Source organism: Burkholderia sp. Ap-955 (assembly GCF_011753045.1).
In the GTDB taxonomy this organism is placed as follows: domain Bacteria; phylum Pseudomonadota; class Gammaproteobacteria; order Burkholderiales; family Burkholderiaceae; genus Burkholderia; species Burkholderia lata_D.
On record NZ_VWWH01000130.1, the window covers coordinates 1 to 14519 of the forward strand.

A 14519-nucleotide genomic window follows, 5' to 3' on the forward strand; every position below is an offset into this window, starting at 1 on the left:
GCACGCCGGGCCTGCCGCCGTTGCCGGCCGGGCTGCCGGCCTGGCCGGCGATGCCCGCGACGCCCACGACGACGGGCGGCGCCAATGTCGCGGCGGAGGCCACTGCGCAGCCGCCGGCCGTGGCGGCGCAGTGACGGATTGACGATTCGGGCCGGCCGCCCGGCGGCCGGCATTTGACGGGAACACGCATGGTGCGCATGGTTCGTTGGATCGCTTTCGGGTGCCTGGCCTGCATCGTCGCGTCCGGGGGCGTGCTGGCGCAGGTCGCACGCGCGCCGGACGCGGGCGCGGCGCTGTCGATCGCGACCGGCAAGGGGGAACTGCTGTCGCTGCCCGAACCCGCGGCCGCGATGTTCGTCGCCGATCCGTCCATCGCGGACATCCAGGTGCCGTCCCCGCGCACCGTGTTCGTGTTCGGCAAGAAGGCGGGCACGACCACGCTGATCGCGCTCGGCGCGAACCATCGCCCGATCCTGCGCAAGACGGTGATCGTGCAGGTCGACACGGCGTCGCTGCAGGGCGTGCTCGACAGCCGCTTTCCGCAGCTGAAGCTGTCGGTGTCCGGCGCGCCGGGCTCGCTGATGGTGTCGGGCAAGGTGCCGAGCGCGGCCGACGCGGACGCCGTGATGCAGTCGCTCACGCCGTACCTGCACGACAAGGAAAAGATCGTGAACCGGCTCACGCTGTCGCGCCCGATCCAGGTGAACCTGCGCGTGCGGGTGACCGAGGTGAGCCGCAACGTCACGCAGCAGCTCGGCATCAACTGGAGCTCGCTGGGCGCCGCCGGCAACTTCGTCGGCGGGCTGTTCAACGGACGCACGCTGTTCGACCCGACGAACGGCCTGTTCAACCTGTCGCCGACGGGCGCCTTCTCGGTGCTCGGCGGATTCCGCGCGGGGCGCTGGTCGATCGACGTCGTGCTCGACGCACTCGACCAGGAAGGCCTGATCACGATGCTCGCCGAACCGAACCTCACCGCGATGTCCGGCGAGACGGCGAGCTTCCTCGCGGGCGGCGAGATTCCGATCCCGGTTGCGCAGACCGGCAACACGGGGGTGATCACGGTCGAGTACAAGCCGTTCGGCGTGTCGCTCGATTTCACGCCGACCGTGCTCACCGACAACCGCATCAGCCTCAAGGTGCGGCCGGAAGTCAGCGAGGTCGATGCGAGCAACAGCGTGACGACGGGCAGCATCAAGGTGCCGGCGCTCACGGTGCGGCGCGTCGAGACGACGGTCGAGCTGTCGAGCGGGCAGAGCTTCGCGATCGGCGGGCTGCTGCAGAGCCAGACGGCCGACACCGTGTCGCAGATTCCGGGGCTCGGCCGGCTGCCGATCATCGGCCGGTTGTTTTCGTCGAAGAACTTCCAGGACAACAAGACCGAGGTGGTCGTGATCGTCACGCCGTACATCGTGCAGCCGACCGGGCCCGGCCAGCTCGAGCAGGCGATCGACACCGTCGCGCGGCCGAGCAGCGACTTGGAGTTCGCGGTGCAGCGCAACCTCGGGCTCGACCTGCTGTCGGGCGACACGCCGCGCCTCGTCGGCGCCGCGGGCTTCGTGTACTGAACCGGAGGAGCGCACATGCGAAACCGATCGACCGTTGCCGCACTGCTGCCGCTGATGCTCGCGGGCTGCCTGTCGGCGCCGCCGCCGGTCAACCTGCCCGATGCGCGGGCGATCGGCTTCGACGGCGCGCACGCGGTGGCGCCCGATTGCGCGAAGCTGATGCAGCCGTCGCATCTCGTCGACGCGGGGTTCGCGCGGCCCGGCGTGCCGTTCGGCTGCGCGACCTACTCGAACCTCGCGGCGATGCTCGCGCGGCCCGAGGATCTCGTCGCGCCCGTGCCGTACGGCGGCGCGGATGCGCAGACGGCAGCCGACGCGGTGCGCCGCTACGTCGAGGATCGCGTGAAGCAGCCGACGCCAGGCAAGACGCTGACGACCGGCTCGCCCAGCCATTGACCGGACCCGGATGCCATCACGATGCCGCCCATGAACCTCCTCGACCGTCAGCAAACCCGGCGCGCCGCGTCCGCGGGCGCGGCCGATCTCGTCGCGGTCGTCGCCGATTCGGGCAGCGAGGACGTGATACGCCGCGTCACGCAGGAGCTGGCGATCACGCGCACCCACCTGCAGCCTGGCACCTGCGACGATGCGATCCGGTTGCTGCAGCAGTACGAGCGTTCGCCGCGCCAGCTCGTCATCGACGTGTCGGATTCGGTGCTGCCGGTATCGGACATGATGCGGCTCGCCGACGTGTGCGACCCGTCGGTGCGCGTCATCGCGATCGGCACGCAAAACGACGTCGGGCTGTTTCGCAACCTGCTCGGCATCGGCGTGCAGGACTACATCGTCAAGCCGCTGACCGTCGAGTTGATGCGGCGTGCGCTGACCGCGACGGAATCGGTCGTGCAGGTGCGCACCGGCAAGGTCGTGAGCTTCGTCGGCGCGCGCGGCGGCGTCGGCGCGACCACGATCACGGTGAGCCTCGCGCGCTTCCTGGCGAGCGAGAAGCGCCGCCGGGTCGCCTACGTCGACCTGAACCTGCATGGCGGCGGCGCGAATTCGATGCTCGGGCTGTCCAGCAACAACGGGCTGATCGAATTGCTGAACATGGGGCAGCGTCCCGACGACGCATTGTTCGAGCGCATGTTCGTGACGAAGGGCGACCGGTTGCACGTCCTCTCCGCCGAGCTGGCCTACGGCGCCGACGTCCCGTTGGGCGACCAGGCCGTCGCGCGCCTGGTCGACATGCTGAAGGACCGCTTCCACTACGTGCTGTTCGACGTCGGCCGCGGCGCCGGCAAGCTGCTCGAGGACGCGCTCGTGGCGTCCGATCTCGTCCATGTCGTGGTCGACCGTTCGGTGCTCGCCGCGTACGAAGCCGCGCGGCTCGTGCGCTTCGTGCGGGAACTGCCCGGCGAGCGGCTGCTGTCGATGGTGCTGAACAATCCGCTCGCACCGGTCGCGGGCCGCGTCGAGCCGGTCGATTTCGAGGAGGCATTCGGCGGCGCGAAGCTGCACGAGCTGCCGCACGAGCCGCAGACGCTCGCCGTCGCGGAGAACCTCGGCGAGCCGATCGAAGGCGCGAAGCGCAACGGCTTCCTGGACCAGATCCGGCAGCTCGCGAACGGCATCACCGGCGAGCCGATGGTCGTCGCCGAGCCGTGGTATGCGCGGCTCGTCAAGTGGAGGAAGGGAACGTGACGTTCGGCACCCGCAACCGGCCGCCGGCGGATCCCGCGCCGGCCGAGCCACAGGCCGCGACGCCCGCCGTGGCGCGCGAGGCCGCACCATCGGCCCCGGCCCCGATCGCGGCGGACACGCCTGCACCGACCCCGGCGCGCGCATCCGTGGCGGCCGACACCCACGAGGCGCTGATCCGGTCGAGCAAGTTCGACGCGATCCGCAGCGCGGTGTTCGCGTCGATGAACATGTCGGCGGCGCTGATGAAGACGCGCGACGAAGTGCGCGCGGGCATCGAGCAGGTGGCCGCGCACACGGTCGAGCGCGAGCGCCTGAAGATCACGGCCGGCGAGCAGGTGCTGATCGTCGATGCGATCCTGAACGACATGTTCGGCGTCGGGCCGATCGAGCCGCTGCTCGCCGACGATTCGGTCACCGACATCCTCGTCAACGGGCCCGACCAGGTCTACGTCGAGCGCGCGGGCCGGCTCGAGCTCACGTCGCTGAAGTTCCGCGACGACGCGCACGTGGCGAGCGTCGCGCAGCGGATCGCGGCGGCGGTGGGGCGCCGGGTCGACGAGAGCAGCCCGATGGTGGATGCGCGGCTCGCCGACGGCAGCCGCGTGAACGTCGTGCTGCCGCCGATCGCGATGCGCGGCCCGTCGATCTCGATCCGCAAGTTCGCGAAGCGCGACATCACGCTCGCGCGGATGGCGCAGCAGGGCAACATCTCGCATCCGATGCTGCAGGTGCTCAAGGTCGCGTGCGCGTGCCGGCTGAACATCGTGATCTCGGGCGGCACCGGCTCGGGCAAGACGACGCTGCTCAACGCGCTGTCGCAGCACATCGAGCAGCACGAACGGATCGTGACGATCGAGGATGCGGCCGAGCTGCAGTTGCTGCAGCCGCACGTCGTGAGCCTCGAGACGCGGCCGGAGAATACCGAAGGACTCGGCGGGATCTCGCAGCGCGATCTCGTGCGCAACGCGCTGCGGATGCGGCCCGACCGCATCATTCTCGGCGAGATTCGCGGCCCCGAGGCGTTCGACGTGCTGCAGGCGATGAACACGGGGCACGACGGCTCGATGACGACGATCCACGCGAATTCGCCGCGCGATGCGATCAGCCGGCTCGAGAGCATGGTCATGATGGCGAACGCGAACCTGCAGTTGCTGTCGATCCGGCGCCAGATCGCGAGCGCCGTGCACCTGTTCGTGCAGATCGAGCGGATGCGCGACGGCGTGCGGCGCGTCACGCGGATCACCGAGATCGTCGGGATGGAAGGCGAGGTGGTGATCACGCAGGACCTGTTCGCGTTCCGCCAGGAAGGCGACACGACGCGCGACGCGGTGAAGGGCGTGTTCGAGGCGTCGCCCTTGCGGCCGGGATTCGCGGCGCGCGCCGCGTACTACGGCGTCGAGGATGCGCTCGCCGAGGTGTTCCGGCAATGAGGGCCGCCGACCTGTTCGCGGTGGGCGCGTTCGTGATGATCCTCGCGGTCGGGCTCGTGCTGTCGTCGTGGTTCGATCGCGCGAGCCGCATGCCGGCCCAGCGCATCCGCGCGCGGATGCGCCGGCTGTCGCCGTCGCTCGCCGGGCGCGACGGGCTCGCATCCGTCACGCCCGGGGTCGCGCTGTTCAACCTCGAGCGCCGCCAGGGCCGCCTGCGCGCGTGGCTGCAGCGCCGCGTGACGCGCGTGCGCGCGGTCGGCGGCAAGGGCGGCGTGAAGATCGTCGTCGCGAGCACGATCGCCGGCGCGATCGTCGCGATCGTCGCGGTGAAGCTGATCGGGCCGCCGGGCTTCCTGCGTCCGCTGATCTACGTCGGGTTGCCGCTGGTCGCGATGCGTGCGAGCTACCGCGCGTTGGTGGAGCGCTTCCGGATTCGCTTTCTCGAAGCGTTCCCGGACGCGATCGACATGATCGTGCGGGCCGTGCGCGCGGGCATTCCGGTCACGCAGGCGATCAGCATGGTCGGCGACGGCGCGGCCGAGCCGGTGCGCGCGACGTTCCGCTCGATGGGCGACAGCCTGCGCGTCGGCGCGGATCTCAAGGACGTGCTGACGCACGCGGCGGACCGGCTGATGATCGCGGACTTCTCGTTCTTCACCGTCTACCTGCTGCTGCAGCGCGAGACCGGCGGCAGCCTCGGCGAAACGCTCGACGAGCTGTCGAGCATCATCCGCACGCGTCGCGACATCCGCCTGAAGACCCGCGCGCTGACTGCCGAAGGGCGCGTCACGACGAACATCATTTCGGCGGTGCCGTTCGTGATGATCGGCGTGCTGTTTCTCGTGAACCGCGAGTACGTGATGCTGCTGTTCACGACGCACCCGGGACACACGATGCTGACGATCGCGGCCGGATTGCTGACGGTCGGCCTGCTGGTGATCCGCAAGATCTCGAAACTGGATACCGCACGATGACGATGTCGATACTGGCCGCCCGCGGCCTCGAGTTGCTGTTGTTGCTCGGCTGTGTCGCGGTGGCGCTCGCCACGCCCGGCGGCGGCACGCGCCAGCGGATCGCCGTGCGCGTGCGGCAGGCTGCCGGGCAGCATCCGCCCGCATCGATGGCGGGATGGCTGCAGCCGGGCGGCGTCCGCCTGGACCTGACCCGCCGGCTCGCGCAGCTCGGCGAACGGTTGCCGGTGCTCGACCCGATGCAGCGCGTGAAGCTCGGCCTGCAGCTGACGCGCGCGGGCTTTCGCGAGCGCCGCGCGGCGTCGGTGATGATCGGGATCAAGCTGAGCTGCGGCGTGCTGTTCGCGTGCGGCGCGATCGTGTTCAGCCCGCTGATTCCGCGCTTCGGCGAATACTTCGTGATCCGCGCGCTGGTGATGATCGCCGCCTTCGTGATCGGCGTGATCGTGCCGGAATACGTGCTCGGCGTGATGATCCGCCGGCGGCGGCGGATCATCGCCACGTGCTTTCCCGATGCGCTGGACCTGCTGGTGATCTGCACGATGGCCGGCAACAGTCTCGCGTCGGGCATCCGGCGCGTCGCGCACGAACTGGTGCGCATCTGCCCGCCGCTCGCCGACGAGCTGACCGTGTGCGCGGACGAGCTGACACTGAGCGGCGACGTGTCCGCGACACTCGCGCATTTCGCGATGCGAGTCGATTTCACGTCGGCACGCTCGCTCGCGACGACGCTGACGCAGTCGCAGCGGTTCGGCACGCCGATCACGCAGGCGCTGCGCACGCTGTCGCGCACCGAGCGCACCGAGCAGATCGTCGCGCTCGAGGAACGGGCCGCGAAGCTTGCGCCGAAGATCACGCTGCCGATGATGCTGTTCATCCTGCCGACGGTCTGCCTGATCGCGGCGGGCCCGGCGGCGATTCGCCTGCTCGAGGTGTTCAGATGACACGATCCGTCGTACGCGCGTTCGCGCTCGCGGCCGTGCTGCCGGTGCTGGCCGGCTGCGGCGCGTCGGGCATCCAGACGCGGCCGGTGCTGTCGCACAAGAGCGACGATCCGCAGGCCGAACTGCGCATCGCCGACAGCGCACTGGCCGGCGGCAACGTCGATCTCGCGTCGACGCTGTACGAGAAGGTGCTCGCGAAGCATCCCGATTCGCTTGCGGCGCGCCTGGGGCTCGGCGACGTCAACTACCGCGCGGGCGACCTGGAGCGTGCGCGAATCCTGTACGACGAAGCGCAGCGGCAGGCACCGGCGGAGCTCGGCCCGCAGCTCGGGCTCGCGCGCGTCGCGTTGCGGCAGCGGCGCCTCGACGAAGCCGCGCAGCGCTATCGCGACCTGCTCGCCGCGCAGCCGAACCATCCGCTCGCGGCGGAGGGGCTCGGCACCGTGCTCGACCTGCAGGGGCGTCATGCGGATGCGCAGGTCGTGTATCGCGAGGCGCTGCGTGCGCATCCTGACGCGCAGGGGCTACGCGTCGACCTCGGGCTGTCGCTCGTGCTGAGCAATCGGCCGCGCGAAGGCGTGAACGTGCTGCTCGACGTCGCCGGGCTGCCGTCCGCGCCGTGGCAGGCGCGCCAGAACCTCGCGTTCGCGTACGGCGTGCTCGGCAACACCGATTCGGCGAAGAAGCTGCTGTCCGCGGAGTTGCCCGCGTCGGCGGTGGCCGACAACCTGCGCTTCTACCAGGCGGTGCGCGCGCGGCTTGCGTCGCGCGGGGGCGCCGGGGTTGCCGGCGGGGCTGGCAGCCCGCCGCCGCTGTCCGGCGCGGCGCTGGCGCCGGGCGTCGTCCCTCCGGATGCGGGAGCCGCAAAATGACACGCGGGGCGACGGGCGCCCGCCACGCGCGCGGCGTCGTGTCCCTCGAGTTCGTGCTGATGCTGCCGTTCCTGCTGATGGTGCTGATCGGCATCATCGACACGAGCCTGATCCTGTGCGACAAGGCCGTCATCACGAACGCGAGCCGCGAGGCGGCGCGCGCCGGCGTCATGCTGCGCGTGCCGATGCTGACCACGACGCAGATCGCCGGCATCGCGCAGAACGCGATGCAGAACAGCCTGATCACCGGCGGCACCGCGACGACACCGGTGGTGACCGTGACGCAGGCGAACGGCACGACGTCGGGCACCGCGTTGACGGTGACGGTGACCTACACGTATTCGGGGCTCGTGCTGGGGTCCGCGTTCAGCGCGCTGACCGGCCCGGTGACGGTCTCGGCGACGTCGGTGATGCTCTATGAATGACGTGACCGCCACGCAGCCCGTCGACGCCGAACGGCAGCGCGGTTCGGTCGCGCTGTTCTTCCTGCTGTTCCTGATTCCGCTGCTGTCGTTCGGCGCGCTGGCGATCGACATCGCGTGGGTGGTCACGGTGAACAACCAGTTGCAGAACGCGGCCGATGCGGCCGCGCTCGCGGGGGCCGATGCAATGATGTCGCCGAGCGGCGGCGCGGTGAACTGGTCGCAGGCGGCGCCGGCGGCGAACGGCGTGATCGCGCAGAACTCGGCGGCCGGCGCGGCGCTGTCGACCGGCACGGTGACCACCGGATACTGGAACGTGACGCGCAACCCCGCCTCCATGCAGCCGACGACCATCACGCCGGGCCAGTACGACGTGCCGGCGGTGCAGGTCACCGTGTCGCGCGCGCCCGGTGTGAACGGCGGCTCGATTCCGCTGCTGCTCGGCGGGCTGCTGGGGATCCCCGGCGCATCCGACAGCGCGACCGCCGTGGCGGTGCTGGCGGCGCCGGGCGGAGTCGGGGCAGGCGGCCTGTTTCCGGTCGCGATCGACCAGTGCGTGTACAACCAGTACTGGAACGCGGCGACCAACCAGCCGCTGATCAATCCGCTGACGGGGCAGCCGTTCGAATTCTCGATCACGAACGGCCAGGTCTACGGCCTGCTGTGCATGGGCGGACAGTGGACGTCGTTCCAGTCGTCCGCGACCGACACGACGACGATGGGCGGCCTGATGGTGACCGGCAACCCGACGCCGCTCAACATCGGCGACACCATCAACCTCGCGACCGGCGTGAAGGCGACGCTCTACACGTCGGTGCCGGTCGGCGCGACCGTGGTGCTGCCGGTCGTCACGCAGACCGCGACCAGCACCAGCGTGCCGATCGTCGCGTTCGCGCCGTTCCATATCGACGTGTCACTGGGCGGTACGTACAAGTACATCCAGGGCCACTTCGTCGCCGGTGTGAAGATGACGGGCGTCGCGACCGGCGTCGGGCCGTACTACGGCATCTACGTGCCGCCGCGGCTCGCGTTCTGAGCCCCCGGGCCGGCGCGGCGCAGCAGCACGAGGAGCGCGAACAGCGTCACGACCGGGCCGATCTGCGGCCCTTGCAGCCACGGGTTCAGGTATTCGACGGCCGGCAGCAGCCACATGAGCGCGATCGCGGTCTGCTCGCCGCGCAGCCAGCCGTCCTGCCAGCCGATCGCCAGCAGGCACGCGATCGCGATGCCGAGCCAGGCGAGCTCGTAGTGCCACACGTACGGGTTCGCCGCGAGCGTCGCGACCGCCAGCACCGCCGCGCGCAAGCGGACGTCGCGTGACCGCATCCACACGATGCAGGCGGCGGCGATCGCCAGCGCCGCGATGCACGCTTGCGCGGCATACGCGGCGCCAGGCGGCAGGCCCGCGAGGCGGAACGCGGCGAACGGCGCCGGCGACGCGAGCCAGAACACGATGCCTTGCTCGAGGAGGAGCGTGCGCGCGAGCGCCGTGCCGGCGACGAACAGGCGTAGCGATTCGACGCCGCAGATCAGGATGCTCAACGCGGCGAACGCGGCGGTGGCGAGCGCGGCCCACGCGATCGTGCGCCAGGCGCGCGTGGCGACCAGCACGAACGGGAACAGCAGCGCCATCTGCGGCTTCGCCGACAGCAGGCCGATGCAGAGGCCGGCCCACATCGGCCGACGGTCGGCCCAGCAGACGGCCAGCGCCGCGCACGACGCGGTGAGGAACGCGTTCTGCCCGAACATCCCGGTGACGAACACGCACGGGGCGGCGAGCAGCGCGAACGCGCCGATGCGCCGCAAGCCGGGGATCGCGCCGAGCCCCGATACGCGCGAGGCGGCGAATCCGAACACGACGACGCCGAACGCGACGAACAGCGGGTAGCCGACTGCGTACGGCAGCAGCGCCAGCGGCGTCACGAGCAGCAGGTTGGTGGGCGGGTACAGCCACGCGACGAGGTCTTCGCGGCGGAACTGCGGGAACAGGTCGGCCGCCAGCCGCGAGAAGCTCGGCAGATCGTACGCTTGCCAGGGTGAGCCATGCAGCATCACGTACGACGCCGACCAGAACACCGCGTAGTCGGGGCCCGGGCGCGACGGCGCGGTGGCGGGCGCGTGACGGACGACGGCTACCCAGATCGCGACGAACAGCGCATAGCATGCGAGCGCGACCGCGCTGTACGCAACGACGCGCCGGGGTGTCAGCCATGCTCGGACGGCAGGGGCCGCCGATCGTATCGCTTGTCGGGGGAGATCCATGCGTCGTGCGCGCGGTTACTTGACGGACGCTTTCCGCGCGGCGCCGTGGCCGGCGGCTGCGGGCTGCGCCGTCCGGCGGCGGGCCGCATGCGTGCGCTTGAGCGGAAACTGCAGCAGCTTCGACGCCGGATGCGCGGCGGCGTCCCGCTGCGCGTGATAGCGCCGCCGCACGAGATAGACCGGCCGCTGCTTCGACTCGTGATAGATGCGGCCGAGGTATTCGCCGATCACGCCGATGCCGATCAGCTGGATACCGCCGACGAACAGCATCACGGAGATGAGCGACGCGTAGCCGTGCACGGGATTGCCGAACAGCAGTGTGCGCGTGACGATGAAGGCGCCGTAGATGAACGACAGCGCGGCGAACGCGAGGCCGATGTAGGTCCACACGCGCAGCGGCACGGTACTGAAGCTGGTGATGCCTTCGAGCGCGAAGTTCCAGCGGCGCCATCCGGAGAATTTGGAACGGCCGCCGCTGCGCTGCGCGCGCGTGTATTCGATGAGCTCGATGCGATAGCCGACCCACGCGAACAGGCCTTTCATGAAGCGCCGCCGCTCGGGCAGCGCGCGCAGCGCGTCGACGACCTGGCGATCCATCAGCCGGAAATCGCCGACGTTTTCGGGCATCTCGACTTCGGAGAGATGGTTGTGCACGCGGTAGTAGAGCGCGGCGGCCACGCGCTGCATCAGCGGGTCGCACATGCGGTCGGTGCGCTTGGCGGCGACGACCTCGGCGCCGGCGAGCCAGCGTTCGACCATCGCGGGGATCAGCGCGGGCGGGTCCTGCAGGTCGGCGTCGATCAGGATCACGGCGGTGCCGGCGGCTTCGTCGATGCCGGCGGTGAGGGCGGCTTCCTTGCCGAAGCGCCGGGTGAGATCGACGATGCGCACGCGCGGGTCGCCGGCGGCGACGTCGATCAGCCTGCCGAGCGTGTCGTCACGGCTGCCGTCGTTGATGCAGACGATCTCGAAACGAACCGACTCGACCGATTCGAGGATCGGCAGCGTCGTGGCAAAGAACGCGTCGATGGCTTCTTCCTCGTCGTGGAAGGGTACGACGAGCGAGACCAGTGGCTTTCTGGCATGCGCGGACATACGTCCCCCGAGAGATCCGGCCTGCGTTGCGCCGTATGGATCCGGTTATCGTCCGCGGCAGGCCGGACGACTGGCGTTCTGAACATTGTAGGCAGGAATCGGGGATTCGTAGCACGAATTGATGCCGGCGCGGCAATGAGCGCGCGGACGCCAGGTTGACTGGCTGGACGTTGAAGGCGGTGGTGTTGTGCCGCGCGAGCGCGACCCGGTGCGCGATTGCCGGGCGTGACCGCCGGCACGGGCAGGGTGCCGGCGGGACGCGCGGCGATCGGCTCAGGGGGCGCGAACGACCGCGGCGCGCGTGCCGCGGCGTGCAAGCCGGGCGCGCCGCAGCAGCACGGGCAACGCGATCGTCATCACGAGCGGCCCGATCTGCAGCAGACGCAGCCACGGATTCAGAAACTCGTACAACGGCAGCGCCCACAGGACGGCCACGAAACTTTGCTCGCCACGCAGCCAGCCTTCCTGTGAGCCGATGGCAGGGATTTCAGCGATTGGGCAGCACGCGGCGGCGCCATCGGAGACCGCAACGGACGCAGGTGCAACGGTTAGCATGTCGATTCAACGACGACGGTGATGGAGACGGGCATGCAAGTCCAGGATCTGACAGGTGCGCCGCTGGATTACTGGGTCGCGGTCGCGGAAGGCCACGACGCCCCGCGCGCCGATGCATCCGGTTGTACGTCGATTCGCACGGCGGGCGATGTGCCGGTGCCGTTCGCACCGTCGACGTTGTGGACGGACGGCGGCCCGATCGTCGAGCGCTTGCCCTTCGCCGGATTCGAGCGCGACGGCGGGCGCGGCCCGTGGCGGGCGGTGCTGCACCGGGCCGTGCCGGCCGCGGGCGAGCGCTGCACGTTCAACCAGTCCGGCCCGACGCTGCTGGTCGCCGCGATGCGCACGCTCGTCGCGTCGACGTTCGGTGACGACGTGCCGGACCTCGATATGGCGCGCCCACGTTGATCGCGGTCACGCGCGTCATCGTTCACGCCGATACGCTTCGGATCGCGATCGATGCGACATCGACGCGCCGCGGCAGGATCGCGTCGGCCGCCGCGCGGTCGGCGACACGCTGCAGCACGTCGATGTCCGCGGCGCTGAGGCTGCGCTGCGCGAGCGCGGCCCGGCGCGCGATGTCGGCGGCCGCGTCGGGCGGCAGGCGCGTGAGCGACGCATAGACGCTCGCATAGTCGGCCGGATGCGCGAGCGCCCATTGGCCCGCACGGGCGAGCCGCGCAAGCACATCCGCGAGCGCCGCGCGCTTCGCGCGATCGTCGAGGGTGTCAACCGGCGACGTCAGGAATGCCAACCCGGAATTGATGCCGCTGCCGTCGCGGACGATGCGCGCGCCGCGCCGTACCGCATGCCCGTAGTACGGATCGAACGTCGCCCAGATGCCGATCCGCTTCGCCTCGAACGCGGCGAACGCATCGACGGGCAGCACGAAGCGCACGTCGACGTCACGCGGCGCGAGGCCGTGTTCGCGCAGCGCGCCGTACAACTGGTACTGCGAGATGCTGCCGCGCGCGGACGACACGACGACGGTTTGCCCTTTCAGGTCGGCGACGGTGCGAACCGGCGAATCGGGCTGCACGACGATGCCGAGCGACGCCGGCGAGCCGACGCGCGTCGCGACGATCCGCAACGACGGGTCGCCGAGCGCGGCCGTCAGCACGGGCAGGTCGCCGGCCGGCGCGAGATCGATCGCGCCCGCGCGCTGCGCCTCGAACAGCGGCGCGGCACCCTGGAAGTTGGCCCAGCGGAACCGGTAAGGCGTGCCGTCGAGCACGTGCGCGGCTTCCGCGAGCGCGCGCAGGCCGCCGGCCTGGTCGCCGAGCACGAGCGTCACGCCCGACAGATCGGCGCCGGCCGCATGGGCGGGCCGTGCGAGGCCGCCGGCGAGCGGCGCGGCGGCGAGCGCGGCAAGACGCTGCAGCACGCGACGGCGCGCCGGGGCGGAGGAGGGATTCATCGGCGGGGTGTCCTCGGGTAATCCGCGCTCAGGCGGCGCGGCTGCCGGGCAGGTTACGGAATCGGTTTCCGGCCGACAAACATCGAATCGTGCAATGCATATTCGCGCGGCGACGGCCGGGATGGCCGCCATCGCCGCACGCGGGCTTCAGGCGGGGCTTACGCGGCCGACGGAACCGTCCGCAGGAACGCGCGTACCGCCGGCGCCTTTTCGAAGCGCCGGTGCGCGAGCGCCAGTTCCGACGTGATCGGCTTGCCGGCGATCGGCCGGTACACGACGCCCGGCAGCGTCACGCAGCCGGCGAGCGCATCGGGAATCACCGCAACCCAGCCGTTCACGGACACGCACGCGAGCACCGCGAGCAGGCCGCCCGGGCGGGCGGCGATCAGCGGTGCGAAGCGGCCGCGGCGCGCGACTTCGAGCGTGCCGCGCTCCTGTTCGGGTACCGCGAAGCGCGCGTCGGCGAGGTCGGCCGCGCGAATGGCCGACATCGACGCGTAGCGCGACCCGGCCGGCACGGCGGCGACGAACACGTCGCGCTGCAGCGTGACGACCCGCAGGCCGCCGGGCAGCGGCAGCGGCGGGCGCACGTATGCGAGGTCGAGCCGGCCCGTGTCGAGCTGGTTCGCGACGTCGTCCATCGGCACTTCGCGCAGGTTCAGTTCGATGCGCGGGTGCGCGTCACGAAACGCGCCGACGGTGCGCTGCAGCGTGCCCGAATAGACGGCCGACGACACGTAGCCGATCTCGATCCGGCCGAGTTCGCCGCGCTCGGCCAAGGCAGCGAGTTCGCGGCCGCGCTGCAGGTGCTCGACCGCGGCGCTGGCCTCGGCGAGATAGGCCTCGCCGGCCGCGCTCAGCGTGACGGCGCGGCGCGACCGGTGAAAGAGGCGCACGCCGAGCACGCGTTCGGCCTCCTGGATCTGCCGTGTGAGCGCGGGCGGCGCCATGTCGAGCGCTTCGGCCGCACGGGCGAAGTGCAGGTGCTGCGCGACGCTCAGGAACGCGCGCACGTGACGGAATTCGAGCCGGTCCATGATTGCAATTTTCGTCAATAAAACAGCATCGGCGTGTCAATGACAGGCAATACGGGCCAAGCCTAGCATACGGCTCGTCGATCCTGTTCCGGAGTAACCGATGTCCCAGCCTTCACCGGCGTCGCGCGCAGGCGCGGCCGCCGCCCCGCGCACGGGCGCCCGCCTGCCCGCCGCCGCGACGCTCGCCGTCGCGTCCGCGACCTGTTCGCTGATCGTGCTCGACACGAACGTCGTCGCCGTGTCGCTGCCGAGCATCGCGCGTGGTTTCCACGCCAGCTTCGCCGATATCGACTGGTTCGTGAGCG

14 protein-coding genes and 2 pseudogenes are annotated in these 14519 nt (G+C 70.6%); 11 read left to right on the forward strand and 5 right to left on the reverse strand.

Annotated elements, in window-relative coordinates; all coding sequences use genetic code 11:
- The first annotated feature begins 188 nt into the window (after positions 1 to 188).
- The 9 genes from F3J15_RS34555 to F3J15_RS34595 are packed head-to-tail and all read left to right on the forward strand — an operon-like array spanning position 189 to position 8884.
- The gene (locus tag F3J15_RS34555) at positions 189 to 1568 is read left to right on the forward strand and encodes a type II and III secretion system protein family protein (RefSeq protein ID WP_089486148.1); all 1380 of its coding nucleotides are present in this window, start codon (positions 189 to 191) and stop codon (positions 1566 to 1568) included.
- Positions 1569 to 1583: 15 nt separating this feature from the next.
- On the forward strand, positions 1584 to 1964 hold the full coding sequence (locus F3J15_RS34560; RefSeq protein WP_166896884.1) for a CpaD family pilus assembly lipoprotein: 381 nt from the start codon (positions 1584 to 1586) through the stop codon (positions 1962 to 1964).
- 21 nt (positions 1965 to 1985) lie between these two features.
- On the forward strand, positions 1986 to 3209 hold the full coding sequence (locus F3J15_RS34565) for an AAA family ATPase (RefSeq protein ID WP_166896886.1): 1224 nt from the start codon (positions 1986 to 1988) through the stop codon (positions 3207 to 3209).
- The gene (locus F3J15_RS34570; RefSeq protein ID WP_166896888.1) at positions 3206 to 4639 is read left to right on the forward strand and encodes a CpaF family protein; all 1434 of its coding nucleotides are present in this window, start codon (positions 3206 to 3208) and stop codon (positions 4637 to 4639) included. The genes F3J15_RS34565 and F3J15_RS34570 overlap by 4 nt, the downstream gene beginning before the upstream one ends.
- Positions 4636 to 5613, forward strand: a complete 978-nt coding sequence (locus F3J15_RS34575; RefSeq protein WP_166896890.1) for a type II secretion system F family protein — start codon at positions 4636 to 4638, stop codon at positions 5611 to 5613. The genes F3J15_RS34570 and F3J15_RS34575 overlap by 4 nt, the downstream gene beginning before the upstream one ends.
- Positions 5610 to 6554: a type II secretion system F family protein gene (locus F3J15_RS34580; protein WP_166896892.1), complete on the forward strand. Its 945-nt coding sequence runs from the start codon at positions 5610 to 5612 to the stop codon at positions 6552 to 6554. Before F3J15_RS34575 ends, F3J15_RS34580 begins: the two co-directional genes overlap by 4 nt.
- Positions 6551 to 7426, forward strand: a complete 876-nt coding sequence (locus tag F3J15_RS34585; protein ID WP_166896894.1) for a tetratricopeptide repeat protein — start codon at positions 6551 to 6553, stop codon at positions 7424 to 7426. The genes F3J15_RS34580 and F3J15_RS34585 overlap by 4 nt, the downstream gene beginning before the upstream one ends.
- Positions 7423 to 7851 (forward strand): TadE/TadG family type IV pilus assembly protein, encoded by a 429-nt coding sequence (locus F3J15_RS34590; protein ID WP_069251205.1) that lies wholly within the window; start codon positions 7423 to 7425, stop codon positions 7849 to 7851. The genes F3J15_RS34585 and F3J15_RS34590 overlap by 4 nt, the downstream gene beginning before the upstream one ends.
- A complete protein-coding gene (locus F3J15_RS34595) occupies positions 7844 to 8884 on the forward strand; it encodes a TadG family pilus assembly protein (RefSeq protein ID WP_166896897.1) in 1041 nt (346 codons plus the stop codon). The genes F3J15_RS34590 and F3J15_RS34595 overlap by 8 nt, the downstream gene beginning before the upstream one ends.
- On the opposite strand, the gene F3J15_RS34600 is transcribed toward F3J15_RS34595, so the two are convergent.
- The 3 genes and pseudogenes from F3J15_RS34600 to F3J15_RS34610 all read right to left on the reverse strand — a co-directional run.
- Positions 8857 to 10110 (reverse strand): glycosyltransferase family 87 protein, encoded by a 1254-nt coding sequence (locus F3J15_RS34600; protein WP_166896898.1) that lies wholly within the window; start codon positions 10108 to 10110, stop codon positions 8857 to 8859. The genes F3J15_RS34595 and F3J15_RS34600 overlap by 28 nt on opposite strands.
- A 15-nt stretch (positions 10111 to 10125) precedes the next feature.
- Positions 10126 to 11205, reverse strand: a complete 1080-nt coding sequence (locus F3J15_RS34605; RefSeq protein WP_166896900.1) for a glycosyltransferase family 2 protein — start codon at positions 11203 to 11205, stop codon at positions 10126 to 10128.
- A gap of 273 nt (positions 11206 to 11478) precedes the next feature.
- A pseudogene (locus tag F3J15_RS34610) lies at positions 11479 to 11709 on the reverse strand (hypothetical protein); the annotation flags it as partial.
- Between the two features lie 84 nt (positions 11710 to 11793).
- Between F3J15_RS34610 and F3J15_RS34615 the strand changes: the two are divergent.
- Entirely contained in the window at positions 11794 to 12168 is a 375-nt protein-coding gene (locus F3J15_RS34615; RefSeq protein ID WP_166896902.1) for a phage protein NinX family protein, read from the forward strand.
- Between the two features lie 22 nt (positions 12169 to 12190).
- Here the strand turns inward: F3J15_RS34615 and F3J15_RS34620 are convergent, their stop codons facing one another.
- Positions 12191 to 13177: an ABC transporter substrate-binding protein gene (locus F3J15_RS34620; protein WP_166896904.1), complete on the reverse strand. Its 987-nt coding sequence runs from the start codon at positions 13175 to 13177 to the stop codon at positions 12191 to 12193.
- A 158-nt stretch (positions 13178 to 13335) separates the two neighbouring features.
- Positions 13336 to 14214 (reverse strand): LysR family transcriptional regulator, encoded by an 879-nt coding sequence (locus F3J15_RS34625; RefSeq protein ID WP_089486135.1) that lies wholly within the window; start codon positions 14212 to 14214, stop codon positions 13336 to 13338.
- A gap of 100 nt (positions 14215 to 14314) precedes the next feature.
- Here F3J15_RS34625 and F3J15_RS34630 point away from each other — a divergent pair.
- Positions 14315 to 14519 (forward strand): annotated as a pseudogene (locus F3J15_RS34630) (MFS transporter); the annotation flags it as partial.